This is a genomic window from Streptomyces sp. IMTB 2501, from assembly GCF_001953885.1.
In the GTDB taxonomy this organism is placed as follows: domain Bacteria; phylum Actinomycetota; class Actinomycetes; order Streptomycetales; family Streptomycetaceae; genus Streptomyces.
Map to the genome: position 1 here is coordinate 198,778 of NZ_MQUS01000016.1, position 26,971 is coordinate 225,748.

The 26,971-nt window shown below is 68.7% G+C and carries 22 protein-coding genes; 18 read left to right on the forward strand and 4 right to left on the reverse strand.

From position 1 onward, the window contains the following. Window positions 1-32: 32 nt before the first annotated feature. From eccB to AV521_RS26830, 8 genes are all read left to right on the forward strand, one after another. Window positions 33-1,565: a type VII secretion protein EccB gene (eccB, locus tag AV521_RS26795; RefSeq protein ID WP_076091499.1), complete on the forward strand. Its 1,533-nt coding sequence runs from the start codon at window positions 33-35 to the stop codon at window positions 1,563-1,565. A gap of 10 nt (window positions 1,566-1,575) precedes the next feature. Next, a complete protein-coding gene (gene mycP, locus AV521_RS26800) occupies window positions 1,576-2,838 on the forward strand; it encodes a type VII secretion-associated serine protease mycosin (protein ID WP_256725690.1) in 1,263 nt (420 codons plus the stop codon). 142 nt (window positions 2,839-2,980) lie between these two features. Continuing rightward, window positions 2,981-3,415, forward strand: coding sequence for a hypothetical protein (locus tag AV521_RS26805; protein ID WP_256725691.1), 435 nt, complete (start codon window positions 2,981-2,983; stop codon window positions 3,413-3,415). After that, window positions 3,415-5,142 (forward strand): hypothetical protein, encoded by a 1,728-nt coding sequence (locus AV521_RS26810; RefSeq protein WP_076091501.1) that lies wholly within the window; start codon window positions 3,415-3,417, stop codon window positions 5,140-5,142. The genes AV521_RS26805 and AV521_RS26810 overlap by 1 nt, the downstream gene beginning before the upstream one ends. A gap of 85 nt (window positions 5,143-5,227) precedes the next feature. After that, entirely contained in the window at window positions 5,228-6,394 is a 1,167-nt protein-coding gene (locus tag AV521_RS26815) for a S8 family serine peptidase (RefSeq protein ID WP_076091561.1), read from the forward strand. Between the two features lie 78 nt (window positions 6,395-6,472). Further along, the gene (locus tag AV521_RS26820; RefSeq protein WP_076091503.1) at window positions 6,473-6,811 is read left to right on the forward strand and encodes a WXG100 family type VII secretion target; all 339 of its coding nucleotides are present in this window, start codon (window positions 6,473-6,475) and stop codon (window positions 6,809-6,811) included. Between the two features lie 23 nt (window positions 6,812-6,834). Further along, on the forward strand, window positions 6,835-7,140 hold the full coding sequence (locus tag AV521_RS26825; protein WP_076091505.1) for a WXG100 family type VII secretion target: 306 nt from the start codon (window positions 6,835-6,837) through the stop codon (window positions 7,138-7,140). A 259-nt stretch (window positions 7,141-7,399) separates the two neighbouring features. Further along, window positions 7,400-8,071 (forward strand): serine/arginine repetitive matrix protein 2, encoded by a 672-nt coding sequence (locus AV521_RS26830; RefSeq protein WP_076091507.1) that lies wholly within the window; start codon window positions 7,400-7,402, stop codon window positions 8,069-8,071. Window positions 8,072-8,406: 335 nt separating this feature from the next. Here AV521_RS26830 and eccCa read toward each other — a convergent pair whose 3' ends face one another. After that, a complete protein-coding gene (gene eccCa / locus AV521_RS26835; protein ID WP_076091509.1) occupies window positions 8,407-12,372 on the reverse strand; it encodes a type VII secretion protein EccCa in 3,966 nt (1,321 codons plus the stop codon). 305 nt (window positions 12,373-12,677) lie between these two features. Between eccCa and eccD the strand changes: the two genes are divergently transcribed. Both eccD and AV521_RS26850 read left to right on the forward strand, forming a co-directional pair. Then, window positions 12,678-14,171: a type VII secretion integral membrane protein EccD gene (gene eccD / locus AV521_RS26845; RefSeq protein ID WP_076091511.1), complete on the forward strand. Its 1,494-nt coding sequence runs from the start codon at window positions 12,678-12,680 to the stop codon at window positions 14,169-14,171. A gap of 63 nt (window positions 14,172-14,234) precedes the next feature. After that, window positions 14,235-15,725, forward strand: a complete 1,491-nt coding sequence (locus tag AV521_RS26850) for a PQQ-binding-like beta-propeller repeat protein (protein ID WP_076091513.1) — start codon at window positions 14,235-14,237, stop codon at window positions 15,723-15,725. Between the two features lie 49 nt (window positions 15,726-15,774). Here the strand turns inward: AV521_RS26850 and AV521_RS26855 are convergent, their stop codons facing one another. After that, window positions 15,775-16,068 carry a DUF397 domain-containing protein gene (locus AV521_RS26855; RefSeq protein ID WP_076091515.1) on the reverse strand — a complete coding sequence of 98 codons (294 nt, stop codon included), beginning with the start codon at window positions 16,066-16,068 and terminating at the stop codon, window positions 15,775-15,777. A gap of 265 nt (window positions 16,069-16,333) precedes the next feature. Here AV521_RS26855 and rpsO point away from each other — a divergent pair, with 265 nt between their 5' ends. The 5 genes from rpsO (at window position 16,334) to AV521_RS26880 (ending at window position 21,783) form a co-directional block, all read left to right on the forward strand. After that, complete coding sequence (rpsO, locus tag AV521_RS26860) at window positions 16,334-16,621, forward strand: 30S ribosomal protein S15 (RefSeq protein ID WP_053664877.1); 288 nt, start codon at window positions 16,334-16,336, stop codon at window positions 16,619-16,621. Between the two features lie 321 nt (window positions 16,622-16,942). Next, on the forward strand, window positions 16,943-19,162 hold the full coding sequence (locus AV521_RS26865; protein WP_076091517.1) for a polyribonucleotide nucleotidyltransferase: 2,220 nt from the start codon (window positions 16,943-16,945) through the stop codon (window positions 19,160-19,162). After that, entirely contained in the window at window positions 19,159-20,538 is a 1,380-nt protein-coding gene (locus AV521_RS26870; RefSeq protein ID WP_076091519.1) for a pitrilysin family protein, read from the forward strand. The genes AV521_RS26865 and AV521_RS26870 overlap by 4 nt, the downstream gene beginning before the upstream one ends. Window positions 20,539-20,564: 26 nt before the next feature. Continuing rightward, window positions 20,565-21,317 carry a 4-hydroxy-tetrahydrodipicolinate reductase gene (gene dapB / locus AV521_RS26875; protein ID WP_076091521.1) on the forward strand — a complete coding sequence of 251 codons (753 nt, stop codon included), beginning with the start codon at window positions 20,565-20,567 and terminating at the stop codon, window positions 21,315-21,317. Window positions 21,318-21,330: 13 nt separating this feature from the next. Beyond that, complete coding sequence (locus AV521_RS26880; protein ID WP_076091523.1) at window positions 21,331-21,783, forward strand: tetratricopeptide repeat protein; 453 nt, start codon at window positions 21,331-21,333, stop codon at window positions 21,781-21,783. 197 nt (window positions 21,784-21,980) lie between these two features. Here the strand turns inward: AV521_RS26880 and AV521_RS26885 are convergent, their stop codons facing one another. Continuing rightward, on the reverse strand, window positions 21,981-22,547 hold the full coding sequence (locus tag AV521_RS26885) for a phage holin family protein (RefSeq protein WP_076091525.1): 567 nt from the start codon (window positions 22,545-22,547) through the stop codon (window positions 21,981-21,983). Between the two features lie 90 nt (window positions 22,548-22,637). Continuing rightward, window positions 22,638-22,874 (reverse strand): hypothetical protein, encoded by a 237-nt coding sequence (locus AV521_RS26890; protein WP_076091527.1) that lies wholly within the window; start codon window positions 22,872-22,874, stop codon window positions 22,638-22,640. A 169-nt stretch (window positions 22,875-23,043) separates the two neighbouring features. On the opposite strand from AV521_RS26890, the gene thyX reads away from it, so the two are divergent. The 3 genes from thyX to AV521_RS26905 all read left to right on the forward strand — a co-directional run bounded on the left by thyX (window position 23,044) and on the right by AV521_RS26905 (window position 26,766). After that, window positions 23,044-23,793, forward strand: coding sequence for an FAD-dependent thymidylate synthase (gene thyX / locus AV521_RS26895; protein WP_076091529.1), 750 nt, complete (start codon window positions 23,044-23,046; stop codon window positions 23,791-23,793). 222 nt (window positions 23,794-24,015) lie between these two features. Further along, window positions 24,016-24,915 carry a 4-hydroxy-tetrahydrodipicolinate synthase gene (gene dapA, locus AV521_RS26900; protein WP_076091531.1) on the forward strand — a complete coding sequence of 300 codons (900 nt, stop codon included), beginning with the start codon at window positions 24,016-24,018 and terminating at the stop codon, window positions 24,913-24,915. 165 nt (window positions 24,916-25,080) lie between these two features. Then, the gene (locus AV521_RS26905; RefSeq protein WP_076091533.1) at window positions 25,081-26,766 is read left to right on the forward strand and encodes a ribonuclease J; all 1,686 of its coding nucleotides are present in this window, start codon (window positions 25,081-25,083) and stop codon (window positions 26,764-26,766) included. Window positions 26,767-26,971 lie beyond the last annotated feature (205 nt).

Sequence of the window (26,971 nt, forward strand, 5' to 3'; positions counted from 1 at the left end):
TCCGGACGGCACACGGGGAGAATCAGGGGCAGATGGCATCTCGGCGGGATCAACTCAACGCCTACACCTTTGCGAAGCAGCGCATGCTCGCGGCGTTCGTCCAGCCTTCCTCCGACGGCTCGGAGGAAGGAGCCCCCAAGCCCCTGCGGGCGATCCTGCCCAGCACCGTCGTCGGAGTGGTAGTCATGGCGGTGTTCGGCGCCTGGGGCATGTTCCGGCCGACCGCCCCGCAAGGCTGGGACACCCCGGGCGAAAAGGTGATCATCGCCAGCAAGTCCACCACCCGGTACGTCGTGCTCACCACGAACGGCAGGACCGAGTTGCACCCGGTGCTCAACATGGCGTCGGCGAAACTCCTTCTTGCCGACGGCAAGGGTGAGGTGGTCACCGTCGATGAGTCGGTCCTGGACAACGGAAAGATCCCGCACGGCGTCACCATCGGCATCCCGTACGCCCCCGACCGCCTGCCCTCCAGCCAGGAGGCCGGCGCCGAGAAGCGCTGGGCCGTCTGCGAGCGCCCGAGCGCGGGCGGCAGAGCCGTCCAGAAGGCCGCGTTCGTCCTCGCAGCCCGTGACATGAACAAGACCGAGGGGCCCAGCGAGAAGCTCAGCGGCGGTGACATCCTGTACGTCGCCGATCCGAGCGACAAGCGCTACATCGTGGACGCCCACGGCACCGCGTACCCGGTCGACAAGAACAACGAGTTGCTGTTGCGCACCCTGGTCGGTCTGGGCCGGCAGCCCGAGCAGGTGTCGCGGGACTGGCTCGACACCCTGCACATGGGTGATCAGATCAAGTTTCCGCAGGTTCCGGGAAAGGTGAGCGCGCCCGCCGGTATCCAGGGCAGCCTGCCGGACAAGGCGAACCAGGTCGGCATGGTCCTCCGGGCCCCCGACGGCGACCATCAGCAGTACTTCCTCGTCGAGCAGGGCAAGGTGCTGCCCGTCTCGGACTTCACCGCGAAGCTCCTCCTCAACAGCAGTGCCCTGGTCGGTCTCGGCCAGGCCGGAAAGGCCCTCGACGTCAGCGCGGGTGCGTTCGAGCCCGCCACGACCGCGTTCGCGGCCGACCAGAAGTGGCCGAGCCTCGAACCGAGGGCGGTCAACGACGCGGACCTCTCGGGTGGCAGCCGCAACACCGTCTGCAACGTCCTGCGCGACGTCGACAAGACCGACGGCACGCGGACCACCCTGAGCACCTGGGCGGGCACGGACTTCCCGGCCACGCTCCCCACCGGGTCGTCGAGCGCCTACGTGACCCCCGGATCGGGCCAGTTCTACCGCCAGTACCAGGGCACGGACACCAAGGTCGGCGGGCTCTTCCTCGTCACTGACACCGGCCTGCGCTACGCCATGCAGTCCAACGCCGACAGCGACTCGGACGGCACCGAGTACGGCATGACCGCGCAGAGACGCAAGGAGCTGCAGCAGGAAGCCCAACTGGCCCAGATTCACCTCGGATACTCCGATGTGGACCCGGCACCCATTCCGGCGGCCTGGTCCCTGTTCCTGCCGACGGGACCGCGGCTGTCGACCACGGCGGCAAGCCAGCCGCAGGGTTCGTAGGAGGGGCAGAGTGTCGTACGGGCCATCGTCTTCGCGCACGCTCCGAACCGCGGCTACCGCGGCCGCGGCGCTGTGCACCGTCACAGTCGCTCTCGCGCCGCCCGCCACCGCCGACTCCTTCAGCGACCAGTGCACCTTCCCGAACAAGAAGTACACCGGCACGCCCTGGGCGCTTCAGCGCGTCAATCTCGACGAACTGTGGAGTCAGTCCACGGGCAAGGGGGTGAACGTGGCCGTGATCGACACGGGCGTCGACACGACCAACCCGCAGCTGACCCACGCGGTGGCAGCCTCCCTGGGCGAGAACCTCCTGACCGGCAAGGACAGCAAGGGCCAGCCGCTCGACAGCGGCAACAAGTACGGCACTACCGACACGGTGGGGCACGGCACGCGCGTGGCGGGCATCATCGCCGCCCGGCCCATGAAGGGCACGGGCTTCGTCGGCCTCGCCCCCGCGGCCACCATCATCCCGATCAAGCAGAACGACGCCGAGGGCCACGGCACGTCCGAGTCCCTCGCCCAGGCGATCCAGTACGCGATCCACGCCAAGGCACAGGTCATCAACATCTCCCAGGACACGACGAACGCCGTGCCACCGGGCGACGATCTGCACAACGCGGTACAGGCGGCCTTGGACCAGGGGATCATCGTGGTCGCCTCCGCAGGTAACGACGGCCTGGACGGCAACGTCAAGCCCACCTACCCCGCGTCCTACCCCGGTGTCCTGGCAGTCGCCGCGTCCGACCGTAACAACGAGCGCGCGCCTTTCTCCCAGTCCGGCGACTTCGTCGGTGTTGCCGCCCCGGGCGTCGACATGATCTCCACCGTGCCCAAGGGCGGCCACTGCTCGGAGAGCGGTACGAGCTTCTCGGCCCCGTACGTGGCCGGGGTCGCCGCCCTCATCAAGGCGAAACACCCACGCTGGACGGCGCGCGAGGTCGTCGCGCAGATCGAACAGACCGCGGAACGCTCGGTCGCCGGCCACGACCGACTGGTCGGCTGGGGGGTCGTCGACCCCGTCCGCGCCCTGACGGAGGACGACCGTCCCATCGAGAGCCCTGATCCGCACGAGGGCCTCAGCCGGGCCGAGGCCCCCACCCCGGCCCGACTGGAACTCGGCGAAACGGCGGACGAGCGCAACGCGCGCCTGGCGACGTATGTCTCCGTGGGCGCGGTCGTCCTCGTGGCGGCCCTCGGCGGGGCGGCGGTGGCGATACGCGATGGACGCAGGAAGACGGTGAAGACGGTGACCGGCGGTACGGGGGATGCGTGACGGATCGGTGGGCAGTAGCAGGGTTGTCACACAAGCGAGTTGGGGCTGTCAGTCCCGTTGACTAGAGTGACTGCACTGCGAAAACGGGTGCTTGAGGAGTGCGCTTGCCTCAAGCAGGGGACAGAAACGGGGGAGGCGCAAGGTGCTGCCTGACCTGGGTGCGACCGACCTGAGGCGCGGGCTGGAGGCGCTGAAGACTTTCAAGGCGCGCGTGGACACCCTTCTCGACACCTTCGAGGGCTCGGCAGGCGGCCCGAAGAAGGTGGCGATGCACACGCTCACGCCGGCCTCGTTCTGCGGCAAGGGCGAGTTCGCCGAAGCCGCAGGCCTGCACAGCCAGTACGAGACCGTCCACGAGCGCATCACGTCACTCTCCAAGTCACTGGCGCTCCAGATCGAGGCGATGCAGATCGCGGTGCACGGCGCGGACATCGGCTACGACAAGCTGGAGGACGATCTCCGGCGCCGCTTCCACGAGATCCGGACCCAGATCAACGACGAGATCGACGAGCAGGTGGCCAAGGCGCAGAGCGACCAGAAGCGCGTCGACCACAAGCAGGCCAAGGCGGGGTACTGATGGGCGACCACCACGAAAAGCCGGACGTCTACCAGTCGGAACGGGATCAGGCCAAACAGCAGATCGAGAACGTCGACGTGGCCCGAACAGGGCTCATGGGCGGGATCGCAGCCGTCAATCCCATGGCCGTCGCACAGGGCGTCAGCTTCGGGCGGACCAATTTCGAGAGCCACCAGCTGAACGAAATGAAGGACATGGTGGACTCCGCGAGCCCGGAGCATCTGGAGGACGCCGGCAAGGCCCTCTGGGAGGCGCGGGACGCCATCCACACGGCTGCCGAGGAGCTGAGCGGCCACATAGCCCGCATCGACTGGCACGGCGAGGCGGCGAGCGCGTTCCACGCCTGGGCCGGAAACCTCGTCACCAACGCCTACGCCCTCGGGGACTATGCGGACAACGCGGGCACGCACATCACCGCGGCCAGCACCGGACTCGTCTCCGTCCGCAAGTCCATGCCGCCCCACGACACTCGGCTGACGCCCATGGGCGTCCACGACTTTCCGCTGGTCACGCAGGTCGCCGGCAACAAGGACTACCAGGCGGCCGTCACAGTGGAGAAGCACCGCCAAGAGGCGATCAACCAGATGAACCGGTTGGCGTCGTACTACTCGGTGACCGAGGAGTCTTTGCGGGGGGAACAGGCGCCTACGTTCGGCAAGATGCCGGATATGGGGGTGCCGCAGGCCCGTGCAAAGTCCATACACATAGGCGGTGGGGACGAGACGTCTCCTTCGCGCGCTCCCGAGGTCGGCAATGCGGAACCAGTGAAGCATCACTCCGTCGCCGCTACGGCCGGGCCTGATACGGGAGAGACTCCCGCCCCGGGAAAGAAGCTGCACGACGTTGTCATAGCACCGGATCGGCATGTGCACACCGATCCGTCCCAGCACGTGGGTACCGATATCGACAGCGTAAAAATACTCCCTCCGGACACAGCGACGTCGACAGCCCCTGTCACGCCGCCGACAGCGCCTGCCCCCAGTGGAGGCGGCGGAGGACCGATTTCTCCCGTACCTACCGGTCCCTTGCCCCAGACCGTGGGATTGCCCATCGGGCGCCGTGGCGCGGGCGGCCCCCGAGGCCCGGTCGTGACGCCGCCGCGTATGACTCCTCCTGCCGGTCAGCTACGCCGGGTCGGCGGTGGCACAGGACGCAGCCCTGTCGGCCCCGTGGGACGGCCTGCCATGCCCGGCCAGGCAGGAGCGCGCGAGACCGTCTCTCCCGTCGGCAAGGCGCCCTTGGGCGAGGCGCCCGTGGGCAAGGCCCCGGTCAGCCGTAATGTCGTCGGCGGAACACCCAGGCCCGTAGGTGTGCCCGCCGAGCGCATGGGCGGTACGGGCCCGACCAGCGCTGCACGTACCAGCGGTGTCGTCGGCGGGAAGCCGACCACGCCACCCGCGCAAGCCGTGAACGGTTCCAAGGTGCCGCGTGGCACGGTCATCGGTGGTGAGACGTCCTCCCGTAACCCGCGCGCCATCGAGCGACCTGGGCAGCGCGGGGTGATCAGGGCGCCCGAGCAGGAAGGCGACGCGCAGGCACCGCGCAGGCCGGTGACGCCTACCGGCGGTGTGGTCGGGACGCCCAACAGCAAGGCCTCAACGGCCAGGAACGGCGGGCGCGCCTCCGAGGAGACCGTCCAGGGCCGTACCTCAGCGGTAAACCGAGGCTCCGCTCGGGACGGCGACGGGAAGAAGTCGCGTCGCCGGCAGTCACCGGAGACCGAGTAACCAGATGAAGCGAGGACGTACGAGAGGCATGTTGTCAGCGAGCAGGAGACGAGTGACCGCCGGGTGCGCAGCACTCGGCGCACTGATGGCTCTGTCGGTGGGTCTGGCCCCCGGCGCGGCGGCCGACGACGTCCAGTCGCAGCAGTGGTACCTGTCGGCCATGAAGGCCGACCAGATGTGGAAGGTCAGCACAGGCAAGGGGGTCAAGGTCGCCGTCATCGACTCCGGCGTCAATGCCTCGACTCCGTCTCTCAGGGGGCAGGTGCTGGCGGACGAAGTACCGAAATCTGTCGCGTACGGAGCCACGAAGGACTACGACGGCCACGGCACCACGATGGCCGAAATCATCGCTGGGACGGGGGCCGGTGGAGGCCTGAAAGGCCTGGCCCCGGGTGCCAAAATCGTGCCCTATCGCATCGCGCTTGATGGGCTGTCGCTGTCTGAGGAGAACAAGGCTCCTGACGTAGGCGCGGTGATCAAGGCCGTCGCCGATAGCGATGCGAAGATCATCAATATGTCCTTCGGGGACGACATCAGCTACGACGACGAAAAGGCGGCGATCAAGTACGCCGCTTCCAAAGGCAAGTTGATGTTCGCTGGGGCAGGGAACGACGCTAAGACGACGAATAGGGCCGGATATCCGGCGTCGTATCCCTATGTCATCGGGGTCTCTGCCTCCGACAAGACCGGCACGGTGGGGAAGTTCTCGACCCACGGGAGCTACGTTGATCTCGCATCCCCCGGTGTCGACGTTCCCGAATGGTGCGACGCGACCTTCCGTTCATACTGCATTCACGGGAATGGAACCAGTATGGCCACCGCCGTAGCCTCCGCCTCCGCCGCCCTAATCTGGTCCGCCCACCCCAACTGGACCGCCGACCAGGTGCTCCGCTCGCTGATCGACACCGCCGGCCGCGACTGGCCCAAGGACACGCCCAGCAACTATCTCGGGTACGGCCTCATCCGCCCCCGCATGGTGCTGGAGAACCCGAACTACAACCCGGGCCCGGCGGACGCCGACCCGCTCGCCAAGGAGAACTCCCTTGGCAACTCGGGGGCTTCACCCTCCACCTCCGCATCCACCTCATCGCCACCCGGCAAGTCCACGTCCGGCGGCCAGACTTCGGCGACCGGAGCAAACCCGAAGTCGTCCGACGGCGCACTGCCCTGGGTGGCCGTCGGCGCGGTCGCGGCGCTCGTGGTGATCGGCGGCGCAGCCTTCGCTGTCATCCGGTCACGACGCCGCGCCTGACGGTTCACAGGAAAGGCGTCACCACCCGGTGACGCCCAGTCAATGCGAAATACAGCTCTCACGAAGGGGAGTGCCGAAATGGCTGATGGCCGTAAGTTTCAAGACGACCATGCACAAAAGCTCCAGACGAACATCATCGAACGCTACGACTCCGTCAAGAAGCAGCTCGGCAGGCTCCAGGGCACGATCGACATGATCGAAGCCCACTGGACGGGTCACGGAGCCAACGCGTTCAATCAGAAGCAGCACGAGATCAACGAGCACATGGCTGCAATCGGGCGCATGCTCGAGGACTTCCTCGAGGGCATCCGACTCAACAAGAAGGACAAGACCGCGCTCGAGGACGAGCTCCACTCGACGATCTCCAAGATCGAGGTGGACGCCGGCGCGAGCACCTCGGCGTTGAACCTGTACTGACGGGCCCTAGGGAAGAGAAAGACATGACCGGCACACCGCATTACCAGGATCTGTCCGTCAAGTACGGCGCCATGGACGCCCTCACCACCGAACTCGGTGACGTGGCCAAGAAGCTAGAGGAAGACCTTCGCGCTCTGAAGAAGGCCGTCCTCGACGTGGCCGAGGGCTGGAGTGGTGAGGCGTACGACTCCTTCCAGCGCAAGTCACAGAAGTGGGACCAGCACGCCACCGGCATCCATCAGGCGCTGCTCTCCATCACGCACAGCGTTCACGCCGCCGGCGGTGACTACCGCGGTGGCGACCTCAAGGGCGCCAGCTACTTCGAGTAGGACAAGTGCCGTAGAGACAGCGGGGGTGGGCACGCGCGGGAGGTGCCCACCCCCGAACTCCGCCTGTGGACCGGCGGACCGGCACCGAATACCCGGGGAGTGAAGTTGTGGCACGGCCCGCCCAGGAGCAATGCCGCCGCCAATGAGGTGGAGCGACCACGAGGACCCGCATGCGCTTCGTTCTCGCCAAGTTCTGTGACGGGTCGATGGGTCAGCCATCACCGACGGCTCCCCATGCGATGCCGTACTATGCGACGTCGTGGCGATACAGACCCCTTGGGGAGCGCCGTTCGGCGGTCCGCTGCCTCTGCCGGGCATCCCGGCGAAGGACTTGAGACCCCGGCGCATCTGGTACCTCGTAGCTGCCCTGCTGGGGCTCGTACTTGCGGGTGCCGGTATCGCCTTCATCGTGGCGACGGTGAACCACACGGTGCACTCGATCGACACCGCCCGGAGTTTCTCCAGCGGCGACTCTCAGACGTTCAGCTTCGTCCAGGGAAAAACCAAGGCGATCTACGTCTCCCAGTCCGGGAAGGGCCACGTCAACTGCCGGATCCCGGAGATGCCGTCCGGGGCGATGACCCAGCCGGACAGCACCTTCCAGATCACCCTCGGGTCCCGCACCTGGGAGCGGGTCTTCGAGGTGAAGCCCGGCAGCAGCGGCGACTACACGCTCACGTGCACCTCAGAGCTGCCGGCCGAGTTCGCGCTGGGCGACAAGCCCGAGGTCGGCGCCACGATCGGCAGCATCGCCGCGGCGGTCGGCTGCTTCATCGCCGCGTTCGTCGGAGCCGCGACCATCATCGTCATCACCGCCGTGCGCCGCAGCCGTCACCGTCGACGGCTCCTGGCGATGTGGGCCCCTGCGCCACAGTGGGGCCCACCGCCCTCTGGTCCCGCCGCTGGGCCCCCGCCTGGCCCGGTGCCCTAGCGCGCAGTGGCAAACGAATCCGTCGCGGACGAGCTACGCCGCCGTACCAACGCAGGCGCGGCAAGTCCGGCACCCCAGAGCGGCCGTTACGGCGCTGTGGATTCCGGCGCCCATACGTTGAACGCGCGCAACAGAGCCAAGGCGAGCACGGCGTGGATACCGCTCCCAGTACGGACGCCGCCGCGTAACGGTTCCCGGAGCTCCACGGCCGAGACGGTCAACACCCCGTACACGCGAGGCGACGCGGGTCGGCACGAAAGGGCGGGGCGGAGCCAGACGCGTGCGTCCCGCTCCGTCCCATCAGCCGCCGCGTCCGGCAAGCACCTGAGCGCCACTCAGTAATCGACCGGTACCAACCCCGTCTGCACCAGCATCTTCCCCCGCCTCCGCGACACGAAGACGCCCCGCCCCGTCGGCATCGGCCGCGGTCGCACCCCGCCGAGGAGGTCGCCCTCAGCCGGGTCGCCGGCCAGTACCACGCCCTGCGCGCCCAGCTCTGTCATCCGCTGCATGAACGGCTCGAACGAGGCCCGCCCGGCCCCCGCCGTCGACCGCGCGATGATGAATCGCACGCCGACATCACGGGCGAACGGCAGCAGTTCGGCGAGACCGCCCAAGGGGTTCCCGCTGGGCGTCGACACGAGGTCGTAGTCGTCCACGACCACGTAGACCGTCGGACCCCGCCACCAGCTCCGCTCCCGCAGCTGCTGGGCCGTGACGTCGGCCGTGGGCGTGCGTCGTTTCATCAGGTCGGCGAGGGCCACCATATGGTGGTCCATGGCGTTGGACATCGGGATGTACTCGGCCAGATGCGAGGCCGGGGTGACATCCAGCAGGGACCGCCGGTTGTCGACCACGAAGAACTTCGCCTCATCGCCCGAGTGGCGCTGCGACAGCTGTGTGATGAGCAGCCGCAGCAGGTTCGACTTGCCCGACTCGCTCTCGCCGAAGACCAGGAAGAGCGGGTCCTGCTCAAAGTCGACGAAGACGGGCTCCAGGTTGTCCTCGTCGACGGCGAAGGCGATGCCGTGCTGAGGGAAGCGGTCGCCCGGCGGCAGCTGCTCCGTGGGGAGCTCCCGGGGGAGCAGCCGGACCTGCGGTGCCCCTGGAGCCTGCCAGTGCCGGGAGACCTCGGCCGTCAGGGCTGCCGTAGCGTCGGCCAGGTCGGTGTCGGACGTCAGGCCGTCGATTCTCGGCACCGCCGCCATGAAGTGCAGTTTCTGCGGCGACACACCGCGTCCCGGGACCCCCGCCGGGACGTTCGCCGCGACCTTGCGGTCGATCTCGGAATCCATGGTGTCGCCGAGCCGCAGTTCGAGGCGGTTCATCAGGTGGTCCTTGAGGTTCGCCCGGACCTCCATCGAACGTGATGCCGTGAGGATCAGGTGGATGCCGTAGCCGAGACCGCGTGCCGCGATGTCAAGAACGACCGGTTCCAGGCTCTCGTAGTCCGAACGGAAGTTGCCCCATCCGTCGATCACCAGGAACACGTCGCCCCACGGCTGGTCGGTGACCGGGATCTCACCGCGTGCGCGCCGGGTGCGGAAGTCCGCGATCGAGGCGATGCCCGACGACCGGAAGTACTCCTCGCGGCGCCGTAGTACGCCGTACACCTCCGACACGGTACGGCGTACCCGCTCCGGGTCCAGCCGGGACGCGACGCCACCCACGTGCGGAAGGCCGGCCACGGACGCCATACCGCCGCCACCGAAGTCCAGGCCGTAGAGCTGCACTTCATACGGTGTGTGCGTCAGAGCGAAGGAACACATCAGCGCCCTCAGCAGGGTGGACTTGCCGGACTGCGGGCCGCCGAGGATCTGCAGATGGCCCGCGGCCCCGGAGAAGTCGAGCCACAGTGGCTCACGACGCTGTTCGTACGGCTTGTCGACCAGGCCCGCCGGGATGACGAGGCGTCCGGCGCCCTCGTAGCCGGGCTGCGTGAGTCCTCGTTCCGGTACGGCCGTGAGCTTGGGGAGCAGCCCGTCCAGCGACGGCGGGCTGTCCAGGGGCGGCAGCCACACCCGGTGCGCCGCGGGTCCCTGTGCCTCCAGCCGGCGCACGATCACGTCGAGCACCGTGTCCGCGAGGGCGTCGTCGACCTGTGCCGTCGACTCCTTCCGCTGCTGCGGCACCGGTGCGTACTGCAGGGGCACCTCCGCAGCCGTGAACAGCACCGGTCGCCGGTCGATGGGCAGCGTGCTCCCGGCCGACGCGGCCGGCCTGTTCCCGGAGCGGTACACGCCGGACACGTACGCCGCCTTGAAGCGCACCATCTCGTCCGTGCCGAACTTCAGGAAGCCGGACCCGGGGACGTTGGGGAGTTCATAGGCGTCGGGGACGCCGAGGGCCGCGCGGGACTCGGCCGCGGAGAAGGTGCGCAGACCGATCCGGTACGAGAGGTACGTCTCCAGACCGCGCAGGCGGCCCTCCTCCAGACGCTGCGAGGCCAGCAACAGGTGCACGCCCAGCGAACGGCCGATGCGGCCGATCTGCACGAACATCTCGATGAAGTCCGGCTTGGCGGTGAGCAATTCGCTGAACTCGTCGATCACCAGGAGAAGGGACGGGATCGGCTGGAGCGGGGCGCCGGCCGCGCGTGCCTTCTCGTAGTCGTGGATGTTGGAGTAGTTGCCCGCGTCGTGCAGCATCTCCTGGCGGCGGTTCAGCTCGCCGCGGATCGAGTCACCCATGCGGTCGACCAGGGTGAGGTCGTCGGCCAGGTTGGTGATGACGGCCGCCACGTGCGGCATCTGCGCCATGCCGGCGAACGTCGCACCGCCCTTGAAGTCGGCGAGGACGAAGTTCAGTGACTCCGAGGAATGCGTCACCGCGAGCCCGAGCACCAGTGTGCGCAGCAATTCCGACTTGCCGGAGCCGGTGGCTCCCACGCACAGCCCGTGCGGGCCCATGCCCTCTTGTGCCGCCTCCTTGAGGTCCAGCATCACGGGGCGGCCGTCCACGCCGACACCGATCGGCACCCGCAACCGCTCGGCGAGCCCACGCGGCCGCCAGGTGCGTTGCGGGTCGACCGAGGCAGCGTCCCCGAGGTTCAACAGGTCGGTGAACTCCAGGTTGGCGAGCAGGGGTTCGCCTTCGTCGCCGCCGGAGGCGAGGCGCAGCGGGGCCAGTTGCCGGGCGAGGGCTTCGGCGGACTCGTACGACAGGGCGTCCGGCGTGCCCTCGTAGACCTCGCCACTCGCCGACTCCAGGCTCAGGGAGCCGGGCCGCACGACGACCGTGAGGTCGCCGCGTGCGGCTGTGAGCTCACCGGGCACGACCTCGATCAGCGTGACGCCCTGGAGCCCTTCCAGGTTGGCCAGGACGGAGTCCGGCGGCAAGGAGACACCGTCGAGGACGACGACTATGTGGGGCTCCTCCATGAGCGGCGCGGCTCCCGGGTGGAATCGCGGTCGGCCGGAGAGGCGATCGGCCAGCAGGCTTTCCAGATCGCGGGCGTCAGAACCGATCAACCGGCGGACGCCCGCCCCGTCCACGGCACCGGCCGCCTGGGCGTGCGGCAGCCACTTGGCCCACTCCCACTGCGGGAGTGTGTCGTGTCCGGCCGCCACGGCGAGGAGCAGGTCCTCCGGAGAGTGCAGCGCCGCCAGTGAGCCGGTCAGGGCACGGACGCAAGAGCGCACGGATTCCGTGTCACCGCTGACGGTGACGTGACAGAAGGCGCGCAGCGACACGGCCATCGGCAGGTCGTTCAGGGTGCCGTGGACGTCGAGGAAACGCTGCATGGCACCCGCCGTGAGTGGTTCCAGCCGGCCGGCCGGTCCGGTCTCGGGGGCGACGAGCGGTGTGGCCAGTTCCTGGGAACCGAGTCCGATGCGTACTTGGGCGAAGTCCTCGTCGCCCGGCCTGCGTTCCCATACCCGGCTGCCCTCGGCGACCAGCGCCCACAACTGTTCCGGCGTGGGGTGCAGATAGTATTGCCCGTCGCGCTGTGCCTTCGCGGTGTCCACCGCCGCACGCCGCGTCTGTGACAGGTACCGGAGGTAGTCACGCCGCACGTCCGCGAGTTGCCCCTGGGAACCACGCCGGAAGCGGACCACCATCGCGATGGACATGGCGACCGTGGACGCGATCATCACCATGCCCATGATCTTCATGAACGGCTGTCCGTTCGTGAAGAAGAAGACCACCGAGCCGCCCATGCCGAGCGTCGGCAGCAACTGCATGAGGACGCTCTCCTGCGGCCCCCGGGGCAATTCCGGGGGAGGCTGGAGGACGACCTCTTGTGTGGGCACTTCGGACGGCAGCGCCCGAGGCGGACGCTTCACGGCGATGTGACTCACTGCTCCCCAATTCCTTTGCCGGGCCCCACGAATGAGGTCCGCCTCCCGTTGATGGACGGACGCAGGCCGCCGCGTGATCCTACTGAGTCCATGGATGACCGGCGGAGGGTAGGGTGCCGGGTGTTCGCTTGAGCACACGCGAACGCACCCCGCGAAACCGGGGTATTCCGTGCGAGGCGCCACCAGACGCCACCCATGGCGGAGCCGGGCGGCGCCATCCGCGCCACCCCCGGCGGTCCCGCCCGGGGAGTGCCGCATGATCTTCGCATCGCGGGCGCAGTTTCATCACTGAGGGGGAGTAGAAGGTGAGCACGACGGCCACGGGGGCAGCGGTGCCCGGCGCGGGATCGGGATCGGGGCTCGGTTTCTGCCGGGTCACGATCGTCGCACCCGACAGCCGTATCGATGTGGCGCTGCCCGACGACATCCCGGTCGCCGACATCTACCCGGAGATCCTCCGGCTCTCCCGGCAAGGCCCTGATGAGGGCGCTCCGGTCGGCTACCACCTCGTACGCAGGGACGGCACCGTTCTCGACAGTGCTCGTTCCTTTGCCGCGCAACGGATTCTCGACGGTGAACTGCTCACGCTGCGCCCCTTCTCCGAGTCGTTGCCTCCGGCCGTCTTCGACGACGTCTCCGAGGCGGTCGCCTCGGCGGTGACCCAGTACCGCACCCTGTGGAGCGACGACCTCACACGCGTCGCCGGCCTCGTCGGCGCGGGCGTTCTGTCGGCCCTGCTCGCTCTCGTCGCCTGGAATGCCGATCCCCGGCACGACATGCACAGCCTGCCCGGGATTCTCGCGGGCATCGCCGGAGTACTCCTCGTCGTGTTCGCCGCCGTACGGGGCCGGATCTACGACGACCGGGGTTCGGCGACAGGCCTGGGCCTCGGCGCCCTTCCCGGCGTGGGTGTGGCCGGCTCCGGACTCCTCTCTCTCGCCCACGGCCAGGGCGTCGGCAAACTGCAGTTCCTGCTCGCCTGTGCCGCGGTCCTGATCGCCTCGCTCATCCTGGCGTTGTGCACACCGGGCGGAGACGCCCCGTTCGTCGCGTTCGTCCTCGCGTCCGTCATCGGCCTGATCGCCGATTTCACGGCGATCCTCGTGCACTGGACACCGAAGGAGCTCGCCGCCTTGTGCGCGCTGGTCGCGGTGGCCGGTCTGGCCTTCCTGCCGGGACTGTCCCTGCGCTTCGCCCGGCTGCCCATCGGCTTCGACCCGCCGGACTCCGCCCAGAGCAGCGTCTACGGCACGGCGACCGCCGTGCAGGAACCGGTCGACATGCGGCGGATCGAGGCCCAGGCGCGTCGTGGCCACGAGATCCTGGTCGGGCTCGTCGGCGGCTGTGCGCTGACCGCGCTCGCCTCCTCCTCGGTGCTCGGGTTCTCCGACGACGTCTGGGCCCAACTGCTCGCCTGCGCGACGGGCGTGGCGCTGCTCATGCGTGCCCAGCTCTTCCGCTACACCGGGCAGGTCGCCCCGCTCCTGGCAGCCGGACTCGGCTCACTCGTCCTGCTCGGTCTCGGCCTGGCGCTCAACCCGCCGCAGTCCGTGCTGCGCGAGGCCCTCACCGGGGACCGCTCCGGCCTCGACATCCGTACGATCTGGCTCGTCGCGGCGATCGCGGCAGGGTCGGTCCTCGTGGCAGCCCTGGGCCTCATCGTGTCGCGCCGGGGTCTCAGCCCCTTCTGGGGCCGCTTCCTGGAGATCACCGAGGGCTTCGTGCTCCTGACGCTGGTGCCCCTGGCGCTCGCGGTGTTCGACGTGTACGCGACGGCCCGCGCGATGACCAGCAAGTGACCCGGAGCGGCCCCGTCGGTCTGCCCGCACTTCCGTACCAGCGAAGACAAAGGATCTCTCCACGTGAGCTTCGGCCCACCACCTTCGATATACACCCACTCCGCGCTGGAGGCGGACCGGTCGCGGGCCAGACGTCGTAGACGCGTTCTCGGCGCGGTCGCCGCGGGGGTGCTCGCCGTCGTGTGTCTCGGCGTGGGCCTGTTCTGGTACCACTCGGCCGGCCACTCGAAGGGGCGGACCGGCACCACGCAGGCCGAACAGGCTCCGGACGCCATACGCGAGACCGTGGAGAGGACCCCCGTCTCACCGGAGGGCCAGGTCGTCGTCCAGCACAACGAGCCCAACCTCACCGGCAAACAGCAGCGGCCCGCGCCCGGCACCTGGGCCACGGGCAGGATCCTCGCACGGGCCGTCGGCGACCACCTTGAGGGCTACAAGATCGAGCCCGATCCCGACTGGGATGCGAAGGCATGGACCCTCCCGCTCGACGGCCCCGTCTGCGCCACCGGTCGCGAAGTCACCGCTGGCGGCCGGACAGCGGTCGTCGTCCAGCCCGCGCGCGCCAAGTCCGCCGGCAAGAGCGGCGTCTGCGACGAGGTGGTCATGGTCGACCTCGGCTCCGGCAAGAAGCTCTGGCAGCAGAGGCTCCCGGCGGCCGACTCCGCCGACGTCACCGACACCGACATCGCCCTGACCCAGGGTGTCGTGGCCATCGCCTGGAGGGAGGGGTCGGCGGCGTACGCCATGGACGGCGGCAAGCGGCTGTGGAACACCACGGCCGCCACCTCCCGGTGTCCCGACTCGGGCTTCGCCGGCGGCCGGGCCCTGCTGGCCCTCGTCACCTGCGGCGAGGCCGACAACACCACCTACCGTGTGGAGAAGCTCGACCCGCGCACCGGCAAGACCGTGTGGCGGTATCCGGTCAGCAAGGGCGTCAACTCGGTCTGGCTGCCGTCCGCCGACCCGCCCGTGATCGCCATCGAGGCGGGGGACTACACCGTCACCGACCTGATCTCCCTGGACTCGAAGACCGGCGCACAGCTGACCAGGATCTCGATGACGAACTACAAGCCCGACTGCAGCATCGACATGTACTTCGGCGTCGTCGCCAAGTGCTACGGCATGGTGGTCGGCCGCGACCGGGTCTTCGTCATGAGCAAGGACAACGACGACATCACGAAGCCCGAGAACCAGATCACGGCCTTCGACCTCAAAAAGGGCACCGTCGTCGCCAGGTTCCAGGGCCGTCCCTTCCAGCCCGTCCTCCCACTCCGTACGAACGGTGACGACCTGATCATCTACCGCAGCACCCTGGACGACGTCCAGCCCGCGGCCGTAGTGGACTGGAACCCCCGGACCGACAAGGAGACTCCGTACCTCCTGTTCCATCTCCCGGACGAGTACGGTCGACTCAGCAACCCCGACGACTCGGACATCCTCTACGAACAGGGTCACGTCTTCTTCGCCCACCGCGAGCTCCAACGCGACGACGTCCATCCGAAGGACCCGGTGCTGTCGGTGATCGGAGTGGGCAGTGCTGGACTGAAGCACTGACGCGGGAAGGGGCGGCACGCACGCGTGCCGCCCCTTCCTCACCTTTCGCTCACTGCGCGGCAAGCCCTCCGTTGCGCTCCGAAGGCTCCAGATCGAACTCCCCGTCGCGCGCCCCCAGCACGAACGCCGTCCACTCCGCCTCGGTGTAGCGCAGTACGGTGCCGTGGTCGAGGGAGGAGCGCATCGCCACCGCCCCGCCGGGCAGGTACGCGATCTCGACCCGCTCCTCGTGCTCCTCCGTGCCCGGTGCGCAGTGCCACTCCACGCCGGAGATGTCGAGCGCGTAGAGCTCGTCCCGCTCCCGCTCCTTGCGTGCCTTGATCTCCGCTTCCGTCTCCGTCATCGTGCCGCGATCCCTTTCCGGCGTACCTACGGTCCCGGCGCTCACCCTAGTGGCCGGTCGCGTCCTACCTGGGCGGTTTCAGGACCGGGGGAAAGATGCCGGCCACCTCCTGGTACCCTGACTGGCGACCGTTCGTGTACGCACCCCCGGAGCCCTCGGCCCTGGTGGCCGCGCGCGGCGGATCCCGCCTTCCGAGTAACGGAAGCTTCCCCGAGACGAAGACCGGGGGCACTCGGTGGCTGTTCACAGACTATGAGGAGTACGCGTGTCGCTCGACGCCGCTACGAAGAAGCAGATCATCGGCGAGTTCGGTACCAAGGAGGGTGACACCGGCTCCCCCGAGGTCCAGGTCGCTCTGCTCTCCCGTCGGATCTCCGACCTGACGGAGCACCTCAAGACCCACAAGCACGACCACCACTCCCGTCGTGGCCTGCTGATCCTGGTCGGTCAGCGCCGTCGCCTGCTGCAGTACCTGGCGAAGAAGGACATCCAGCGCTTCCGTACGCTGGTCGACCGCCTCGGCATCCGCCGTGGTGCGGCGGGCGCCAAGTAAGACGCCGTGAAGGGAGCGGTTCCCGGTAGCACCCGGGGACCGCTCCCTTCGTCGTACTTGCCGAAACGTGCGGAGTGTCACTCACGCTTTGTAGTGTGGTAGCACAACGCAGTACGCACGACACAGAACGACGTACGACACAGAACGAGGAGAAGCGCACCTCGCCGCCGCCGGTCCTCGGTAGTGGCCCCCGGGGGATGCGAGCCCCGGGTGCTTCGATCGAAGACCGGCCCGCACCAGACGGCGCGCTTCTCCGCCACCGTCCCCCTGCCACACGGGCAGCCAAGGGACGAAAGACGATATGTAACGGAGAAAACGCTAGTGGAGAACGAGACCCACTACGCCGAGGCCGTCATCGACAACGGTCCCTTCGGCACCCGCACCATCCGCTTCGAGACGGGCCGCCTGGCCAAGCAGGCCGCCGGTTCCGCCGTGGCGTACCTGGACGACGACACCATGGTGCTGTCGGCCACCACCGCCTCCAAGAACCCCAAGGACCAGCTCGACTTCTTCCCGCTGACGGTGGACGTCGAGGAGCGGATGTATGCGGCCGGGAAGATCCCCGGTTCCTTCTTCCGCCGCGAGGGCCGTCCCTCCGAGGACGCCATCCTCACCTGCCGTCTCATCGACCGCCCGCTGCGCCCGTCCTTCAGGAAGGGCCTGCGCAACGAGATCCAGGTCGTCTGCACGGTCATGGCGCTCAACCCCGACCACCTGTACGACGTCGTGGCGATCAACGCCGCGTCCGCGTCCACGCAGCTGGCCGGTCTGCCCTTCTCCGGCCCGATCGGCGGCGTCCGCGTCGCGCTGATCCGCGGCCAGTGGGTCGCCTTCCCGACGCACACCGAGCTTGAGGACGCCGTCTTCGACATGGTGGTCGCCGGTCGCGTCCTGGAGGACGGCGACGTCGCGATCATGATGGTCGAGGCCGAGGCCACCGAGAAGACCATCAAGCTGGTCGAGGGCGGCTCCGAGGCGCCGACCGAGGAGGTCGTCGCCGCCGGTCTGGATGCCGCGAAGCCCTTCATCAAGGTCCTGTGCCGCGCCCAGTCCGACCTCGCCGCCAAGGCCGCGAAGCCGGTCGGCGAGTTCCCGATCTTCCTGGACTACCAGGACGACGTCCTGGAGGCCCTGACCGCCGCGGTCAAGCCGGAGCTCGCCCAGGCGCTCACCATCGCCGGCAAGCAGGAGCGCGAGGCCGAGCTGGACCGCGTCAAGGGGCTCGCCGCCGAGAAGCTCCTGCCCGAGTTCGAGGGGCGCGAGAAGGAGATCTCCGCCGCGTACCGCTCGCTCACCAAGCAGCTGGTCCGCGAGCGCGTGATCAAGGAGAAGAAGCGCATCGACGGCCGCGGCGTCACGGACATCCGTACGCTCGCCGCCGAGGTCGAGGCCATCCCGCGGGTGCACGGCTCCGCGCTGTTCGAGCGTGGCGAGACGCAGATCCTGGGCGTCACCACCCTCAACATGCTCCGCATGGAGCAGCAGCTGGACACCCTCTCCCCGGTGACCCGCAAGCGCTACATGCACAACTACAACTTCCCGCCGTACTCCACCGGCGAGACCGGCCGCGTCGGCTCCCCGAAGCGCCGCGAGATCGGCCACGGCGCCCTCGCCGAGCGCGCCCTCGTGCCGGTGCTGCCGACGCGCGAGGAGTTCCCGTACGCGATCCGCCAGGTGTCCGAGGCCCTCGGCTCCAACGGCTCGACGTCCATGGGTTCCGTCTGCGCCTCCACCATGTCGCTGCTGAACGCCGGTGTGCCGCTGAAGGCCCCCGTCGCCGGTATCGCCATGGGTCTGATCTCCCAGGAGATCGACGGCGAGACGCACTACGTCTCCCTCACCGACATCCTCGGTGCCGAGGACGCCTTCGGTGACATGGACTTCAAGGTCGCCGGCACGAAGGACTTCGTGACCGCCCTCCAGCTCGACACCAAGCTGGACGGCATCCCGGCCTCCGTCCTGGCCGCGGCCCTCAAGCAGGCCCGCGACGCCCGCCTGCACATCCTCGACGTGATGATGGAGGCCATCGACCGGCCCGACGAGATGAGCCCGCATGCCCCGCGGATCATCACCGTCAAGATCCCGGTCGACAAGATCGGCGAGGTCATCGGCCCCAAGGGCAAGATGATCAACCAGATCCAGGAGGACACGGGCGCCGAGATCACCATCGAGGACGATGGCACGATCTACATCGGTGCCGCCGACGGCCCCTCCGCCGAGGCCGCCCGCGCCACGATCAACGGCATCGCCAACCCGACGATGCCCGAGGTCGGCGAGCGCTACCTCGGTACGGTCGTCAAGACGACCACCTTCGGTGCGTTCGTCTCCCTGCTGCCCGGCAAGGACGGTCTGCTGCACATCTCGCAGATCCGCAAGCTGGCCGGCGGCAAGCGCGTGGAGAACGTCGAGGACGTCCTCGGTGTGGGCCAGAAGGTCCAGGTCGAGATCGCCGAGATCGACTCCCGCGGCAAGCTCTCCCTCATCCCGGTGATCGAGGGCGAGGAAGGCAACGAGTCTGACAAGGACGACGCCGAGCAGTGACGTCCCGTAGCTCCAAGGTGACGGCCCGCCCCTCTTCGGAGGCGCGGGCCGTCGCCCGTACCCAAACCCTCATCAAGGGCCAGAACGGCATCGGCACGGTCCGCAAGACCACCCTCCCGGGCGGCCTGCGCATCGTCACCGAGACTCTGCCCTCGGTCCGCTCCGCGACCTTCGGCATCTGGGCGCACGTCGGCTCCCGCGACGAGACCCCGGCCCTGAACGGCGCCACGCACTACCTGGAACACCTGCTCTTCAAGGGCACGGCCCAGCGCAGCGCACTCGACATCTCCGCCGCCCTCGACGCCGTGGGCGGCGAGATGAACGCGTTCACGGCGAAGGAGTACACGTGCTACTACGCGCGCGTGCTCGACACCGACCTGCCGCTCGCCATCGACGTCGTCTGCGACATGCTGACCGGCTCGCTCATCCTCGAAGAGGACGTCGACGTCGAACGCGGCGCGATCCTCGAAGAGATCGCGATGACCGAGGACGACCCGGGTGACTGTGTGCACGACCTGTTCGCGCACACCATGTTCGGCAACAACGCCCTCGGCCGCCCGGTCCTCGGCACGGTCGACACGGTCAACGCCCTCACCGCCGACCGCGTCCGCCGCTTCTACAAGAAGCACTACGACCCGACCCACCTGGTCGTCGCCTGCGCCGGCAACATCGACCACAACAAGGTCGTACGACAGGTCCGTGCGGCCTTCGAGAAGGCGGGCGCCTTCAGGAACGCCGACGCGCAGCCCATCGCCCCGCGCGACGGCCGCCGTACGATCCGCACCTCCGGCAAGGTCGAGCTGCTCGGCCGCAAGACCGAGCAGGCGCATGTGGTCCTCGGCATGCCGGGGCTCGCCCGCACCGACGACCGCCGCTGGGCCATGGGCGTGCTCAACACCGCCCTCGGCGGCGGCATGTCCTCCCGCCTCTTCCAGGAGGTCCGGGAGAAGCGCGGCCTCGCCTACAGCGTGTACTCGTACACCTCCGGCTTCGCCGACTGCGGCCTGTTCGGCGTGTACGCCGGCTGTCGGCCGAGCCAGGTGCACGACGTGCTGAAGATCTGCCGGGACGAACTCGACCACGTCGCCGTCAACGGCCTCACCGACGACGAGATCGCCCGCGCCGTCGGCCAGCTCCGCGGCTCCACCGTCCTCGGCCTGGAGGACACCGGCGCGCTGATGAACCGTATCGGCAAGAGCGAGCTGTGCTGGGGCGAGCAGATGTCCGTCGACGACATGCTGGACCGGATAGCGGCAGTCACCCCGGACGAGGTCCGCTCGGTCGCCCGCGACATCCTGGGACAGCGCCCGTCGCTGTCGGTCATCGGCCCGCTGAAGGACAAGCAGGCCGCACGCCTGCACGACGCCGTCGCCTGACCCACCTCCCGTAAGGAACGAAGAAGATGAGCAAGCTGCGCGTGGCGGTCCTCGGCGCCAAGGGCCGGATCGGGTCCGAGGCGGTCCGGGCGGTCGAGGCCGCCGAGGACATGGAGCTGGTCGCCGCCCTCGGCCGGGGCGACAAGCTCGAGACCCTGGCGGAGACCGGCGCCCAGGTCGCCGTCGAGCTGACCACCCCCGACTCCGTCATGGAGAACCTCGACTTCTGCGTGCGCCACGGCATCCACGCGGTCGTCGGTACGACGGGCTGGACCGAGGAGCGCCTCGCGCAGCTGCGGGGCTGGCTGGCCGCGTCCCCGCAGACCGGTGTGCTCATCGCGCCGAACTTCTCCATCGGCGCCGTCCTGACCATGAAGTTCGCACAGATCGCCGCGCCGTACTTCGAGTCGGTCGAGGTAGTCGAACTGCACCACCCGAACAAGGTGGACGCCCCGAGCGGCACGGCCACGCGCACGGCTCAGCTCATCGCCGAGGCCCGGCGGGCCGCCGGCACCGCACCGGCCCCGGACGCCACCGCCTCCGCCCTGGACGGCGCGAGGGGCGCCAGTGTCGACGGGATCCCGGTCCACGCGGTCCGCCTGCGCGGCCTGCTGGCCCACCAGGAGGTGCTGCTCGGCGGCGAGGGAGAGACGCTGACCATCCGCCACGACTCCCTGCACCACAGCAGCTTCATGCCGGGCATCCTGCTCGGCGCCCGCCGTGTGGTGACCACTCCGGGCCTGACCTTCGGCCTGGAACACTTCCTGGACCTGAGCTGAGACAGACTCTCCGATGCGCGCGAAGATCACCTATCTCGTCACGGCCGCCGTCCTGGTCTTCTACTTCGTCCTGGTCGGCAGCCGTGGAGTGATGCTCATCCAGTCCGGCACGGTCCTCACCGTCACCTTCGGGGTCGCGGTGCTGATCCTGCCGGTCATCGGAGTGTGGTTCCTGTGGAAGAACACCCAGTTCGTCCGCAAGGCCAACCAGCTCGCCGCCGAACTCGACGCCGAGGGCGGACTGCCCGTCGACGAGCTGCGGCGTACCCCGGGCGGCCGGATCGACCGCGACTCCGCCGACGAGGTCTTCGCCAAGCGCAAGGCCGAGACCGAGGTGTCCCCCGACGACTGGCGCTGCTGGTTCCGCCTCGCCATCGCCTACCACGACGCCCGCGACACCCCACGCGCCCGCAAGGCGATGCAAAGGGCTATCGCCCTGCACGACGGCCGCCCGGTCCCGGCCTGACACCCATCAAGGCCTGACCGCAGCGGCCACCCGCCGAGCCGCATCTGGCCGTGCGCAAGCGCGGGTGCGTGGCAGGGCGGGTCGCTCCCCGAGTTCTCGGCATCGCTCGAACCCGGAGGGACCCCCAGCGCGGCGGCCGCACATCGATACAGTCCCGCGCCCCGTGGGAAGCAGCAGTGCACCGCTCCTTGCGGCAGCTAGCCGCGCTCGCGTCCGCGGCCGTACTCCGCCGCCCAGGCCTCCACCGTGTCCGCGGCCCGGTCGAACGCGGCCGGGCGGCCCAGGAAGTCCATGGTGTGCGTCGTCAGCAGCGGAGGCGTGTCCTCGGCAGGCCGGTCCTTGCGGACGAGCGCCAGCGCCTGCCCCTGCACCGTGCGGGGCAGCCCCAGCCAGCGCACCGGCTGCTGCACCGTCCGCACGGAGATCACCCGTGCCCACGGCGCCGTACGCGTCACCAGGAAACCGACGTGCCGCAGCCCGCGCCTGCTCACCCACACGCCCATACGCAGCAGCCGCAGCGCACCGGCGATGACCAAGAGGGCCACGACCAGGACCGTCGCCGCCGAGGGCACCGAGCCGGTCAGGGCGATGAGCACCGCGGCGAACAGCACGAAGGAGGCCAGAAGCAGCACCAGCGCCGCCATACCCACACGCCAGGGACCGGGACGGTAGGGGCGCCGCCAGCGCTCCCGGTCGTCGTACGGCAACGCGTTCTCGGGAGCGGCCTCGAAGGTGCGGTCGGCCGTCAGGAAGGACAGGGGCACGGCGGGTCCTCGCTCGATCCTCGCGTGGGTTGTGCCCGGTGAGGCTATCCGGCGGTGTGCCCGCTCACCACCCGAGGGCGGCCGGAAGGGTCAGTGCCCCTGGGAGGCCTGGGACTGCTGCGTCGTCGTACTGGACGGCGTCGACATCGACGGCATACCGACGATCAGGGCTCCCACCAGCCCGGCGACGATCGTGAGTCCCAGCAGCAGGCGCCCGGCTATCTCCCCGTAGGACGCCCGCGGACGGGGCGGGGGAGTGACATTGCTGCGGAAGCTCTCCGCCTCGGCCAGGAAGGCGAAGGGTACGGGCTCGCGCCGACGGAACATCGCGGATACGTCTCCTTTCGGGGTCGAACGAGCGGCTCTCACTGATACAGACGCTCGAGTGGCACAAAAGGTGCCCATGTCGGAAAAAATCCATGGTGGGATTTCTGGGGTGAGGTACTGCCGTGGCCCGGCCGGGGGCCCCGTAAGGTGGGCGCGAACCACAGCTGTGATGGGAAGGACCCCAACCCCCGTGACCACCCCCGAGTCGCTCACGTTCCGCAGTGACGTCACCGTCGAGCTGGTGAAGTCCAGCGCTTCGGACGCCGACGTCCTCTTCGCCGCCCGCGTCTCCACCGCCGGCGAGCAGTCCCTGGACGAGCTGAAGAAGGACCCCGAGCGCTCCAAGGGCCTGATCAACTACCTGATGCGCGACCGGCACGGCAGCCCGTTCGAGCACAACTCGATGACGTTCTTCATCAGCGCCCCGATCTTCGTCTTCCGCGAGTTCATGCGGCACAGGGTCGGCTGGTCGTACAACGAGGAGTCCGGCCGCTACCGCGAGCTCGAGCCGGTCTTCTACGTCCCCGGCGCCGACCGCAAGCTCGTGCAGCAGGGCCGCCCCGGCAAGTACGTCTTCGTGGAGGGCACCCCGGCCCAGCACGAGGCGGTCAGTAGCACGCTGCAGGAGTCGTACGAGCAGGCGTACGCGGCCTACCAGAAGATGCTCGCCGAGGGCGTCGCCCGTGAGGTCGCCCGCGCCGCACTCCCCGTGGGCCTCTACTCCTCGATGTACGCCACCTGCAACGCCCGCTCCCTGATGCACTTCCTCGGCCTGCGCACCCAGCATGAACTGGCCAAGGTGCCGTCCTTCCCGCAGCGGGAGATCGAGATGGTCGGCGAGAAGATGGAGGCGGAGTGGGCGAAGCTCATGCCGCTGACGTACGCCGCCTTCAACGCGAACGGGCGCGTGGCCCCGTAACTGAGGACTACGAAGCCCTGTTCCCCCACCAGGAACGGATGTACGGATCAGCCTCGCGAGGTGTCCGTATTGCGGCGTTTGGAGAAGTTCATCTAGCCTGATCAAACGGACCCGGCACTGCTTGAACCCCCGAGCAGGCAGTGCCGGGCTCCGCATTTGTCCTGACTTCTCCCGGTACCCCAAGGGCAGACCACGCTTGGAGCACCGAGTAGCGTGTTACCCATGGCTCCGACCTCGACTCCGCAGACCCCCTTCGGGCGGGTCCTCACCGCCATGGTCACGCCCTTCACGGCGGACGGCGCACTCGACCTCGACGGCGCGCAGCGACTCGCCGCCCACCTGGTGGACGCAGGCAACGACGGCCTGATCATCAACGGCACCACCGGCGAGTCCCCCACCACCACCGATGCGGAGAAAGCGGACCTCGTACGAGCCGTACTGGAGGCGGTCGGCGGCCGCGCCCACGTCGTCGCCGGCGTCGGGACCAACGACACCCACCACAGCGTCGAGCTGGCCCGCGAGGCCGAGCGCATCGGCGCCCACGGCCTCCTCGTCGTCACGCCGTACTACAACAAGCCCCCGCAGGAGGGCCTGTACCGGCACTTCACGACCGTCGCCGACACCACCGGCCTGCCCGTCATGCTCTACGACATCCCCGGCCGCAGCGGCGTCCCGATCAACACCGAGACGCTCGTCCGGCTCGCCGAGCACCCCCGGATCGTCGCCAACAAGGACGCCAAGGGCGACCTCGGCCGCGCCAGCTGGGCCATCGCCCAGTCCGGCCTCGCCTGGTACTCCGGCGACGACATGCTGAACCTCCCGCTGCTCTCCGTGGGCGCGGTCGGCTTCGTCTCGGTCGTCGGCCACCTCGTCACCCCGGACCTGCGCGCCCTGGTCGACGCCTACGTCTCCGGCGACGTCGTCAAGGCCACGGAGATCCACCAGAAGCTGCTCCCGGTCTACACCGGCATGTTCCGCACCCAGGGCGTCATGACCACCAAGGCCGCGCTCACGCTCCAGGGCCTGCCCGCTGGGCCCCTGCGCTCGCCCATGGTCGAGTGCTCGCCCGAGGAGATCGCGCAGCTCAAGATCGATCTTGCTGCCGGCGGGGTACAGCTCTGACAACAGACTTGGCACCACCCGAGGTTCACAAGCTTCACAACTGAAGAACAACAGAACAAAGCGGGCCACCGGTGCCCGCACCCCACAACGACAACTGCTTCTGCACGAACGTCATGCGCGCCACGTGCCCGACCGGTACGTGGCGCGTGTGGTGAGGAGAGTCTTTTGAGTCATCCGCATCCTGAACTCGCCCCGCCCCCGCCGCTCCCCGAAGGCGGCCTGCGGGTCACCCCGCTCGGCGGTCTCGGTGAGATCGGCCGGAACATGACGGTCTTCGAGTACGGGGGCCGCCTGCTGATCGTCGACTGCGGAGTGCTCTTCCCCGAGGAGGAGCAGCCCGGAATCGACCTGATCCTGCCGGACTTCTCGTCCATCCGGGACCGCCTCGACGACATCGAGGGCATCGTCCTCACCCACGGCCACGAGGACCACATCGGCGGTGTCCCCTTCCTGCTCCGCGAGAAGCCGGACATCCCGCTGATCGGCTCCAAGCTGACCCTCGCCCTGATCGAGGCCAAGCTCCAGGAGCACCGGATCCGCCCGTACACCCTGGAGGTGGCCGAGGGTCAGCGCGAGCGCATCGGCCCCTTCGACTGCGAGTTCATCGCCGTCAACCACTCCATCCCGGACGCCCTGGCAGTCGCCATCCGCACCCCCGCCGGCATGGCGGTGCACACCGGCGACTTCAAGATGGACCAGCTCCCGCTGGACAACCGCCTCACCGACCTGCACGCGTTCGCGCGGCTGAGCGAAGAGGGCATCGACCTCCTGCTCACCGACTCCACCAACGCCGAGGTCCCGGGCTTCACCCCGCACGAGCGCGACATCTCCAACGTCCTGCGCCAGGTCTTCGCGAGCGCCCGCAAGCGGATCATCGTGGCGAGCTTCGCCAGCCACGTCCACCGCATCCAGCAGATCCTGGACGCGGCCCACGAGTACGGCCGCCGGGTCGCCTTCGTCGGCCGCTCGATGGTCCGCAACATGGGCATCGCCCGCGACCTCGGCTACCTGAAGGTCCCGCCGGGCCTGGTGGTCGACGTCAAGACGCTGGACGACCTTCCCGACGACGAAGTGGTCCTGGTCTGCACGGGCTCCCAGGGCGAGCCGATGGCCGCGCTGTCGAGGATGGCCAACAGGGACCACCAGATCCGGATCGTCGAAGGCGACACGGTGATCCTGGCGTCCTCCCTGATCCCGGGAAACGAGAACGCGGTCTACCGCGTGATCAACGGCCTGACCCGCTGGGGCGCCAACGTCGTCCACAAGGGCAACGCCAAGGTGCACGTTTCCGGCCACGCGTCTGCGGGCGAGCTGCTGTACTTCTACAACATCTGCCGCCCGAAGAACCTGATGCCGGTGCACGGGGAATGGCGCCATCTGCGCGCCAACGCCGAACTGGGCGCCCTCACCGGCGTCCCGCACGACCGGATCGTCATCGCCGAGGACGGTGTGGTGGTCGACCTGGTCGAAGGCAAGGCGAAGATCTCCGGCAAGGTCCAGGCCGGTTACGTCTACGTCGACGGCCTCTCGGTCGGCGATGTCGGCGAGCCGGCCCTCAAGGACCGCAAGATCCTCGGCGACGAGGGCATCATCTCCGTCTTCGTGGTCGTGGACTCGTCCACCGGCAAGATCACCGGCGGCCCGCACGTCCAGGCGCGCGGCTCCGGCATCGAGGACTCGGCCTTCGCCGACGTCATCCCGAAGATCACGGAAGTGCTGGAGCGGTCCGCCCAGGACGGCGTCGTGGAGCCCCACCAGCTCCAGCAACTCGTCCGGCGCACCCTCGGCAAGTGGGTCTCGGACACCTATCGCCGCAGGCCGATGATCCTCCCTGTGGTCGTGGAGGTCTGACGCCTCGTCGGTTGCAAGCCCGGAGCGGGGCGCCTCGATTTGCATCGGGGCGCCCCGCTCCAGTACGTTTACGGCTCCGCCAAACCGGGAACCCCAGCACTTCATGCGCTGGACACTGGTGCCCGGAGGCGGTGGAAAAACCGACTCAGAACTTCTGATAAAGTCGGAACCGCCGGAAAGGAAACCGCGAGAAAAACGCGGGAGC

Excerpts from the sequence above, each read along its gene's own strand:
- eccB (WP_076091499.1), top strand. The coding sequence starts at position 33 with ATGGCATCTCGGCGGGATCAACTCAACGCCTACACCTTTGCGAAGCAG.
- AV521_RS26810 (WP_076091501.1), top strand. The coding sequence starts at position 3,415 with ATGGGCGACCACCACGAAAAGCCGGACGTCTACCAGTCGGAACGGGAT.
- AV521_RS26815 (WP_076091561.1), top strand. The coding sequence starts at position 5,228 with ATGGCTCTGTCGGTGGGTCTGGCCCCCGGCGCGGCGGCCGACGACGTC.
- AV521_RS26820 (WP_076091503.1), top strand. The coding sequence starts at position 6,473 with ATGGCTGATGGCCGTAAGTTTCAAGACGACCATGCACAAAAGCTCCAG.
- AV521_RS26825 (WP_076091505.1), top strand. The coding sequence starts at position 6,835 with ATGACCGGCACACCGCATTACCAGGATCTGTCCGTCAAGTACGGCGCC.
- AV521_RS26855 (WP_076091515.1), bottom strand. The coding sequence starts at position 16,068 with ATGACGGAGACGGAAGCGGAGATCAAGGCACGCAAGGAGCGGGAGCGG.
- dapB (WP_076091521.1), top strand. The coding sequence starts at position 20,565 with ATGAGCAAGCTGCGCGTGGCGGTCCTCGGCGCCAAGGGCCGGATCGGG.
- AV521_RS26880 (WP_076091523.1), top strand. The coding sequence starts at position 21,331 with ATGCGCGCGAAGATCACCTATCTCGTCACGGCCGCCGTCCTGGTCTTC.
- AV521_RS26890 (WP_076091527.1), bottom strand. The coding sequence starts at position 22,874 with ATGTTCCGTCGGCGCGAGCCCGTACCCTTCGCCTTCCTGGCCGAGGCG.
- thyX (WP_076091529.1), top strand. The coding sequence starts at position 23,044 with ATGGGAAGGACCCCAACCCCCGTGACCACCCCCGAGTCGCTCACGTTC.
- dapA (WP_076091531.1), top strand. The coding sequence starts at position 24,016 with ATGGCTCCGACCTCGACTCCGCAGACCCCCTTCGGGCGGGTCCTCACC.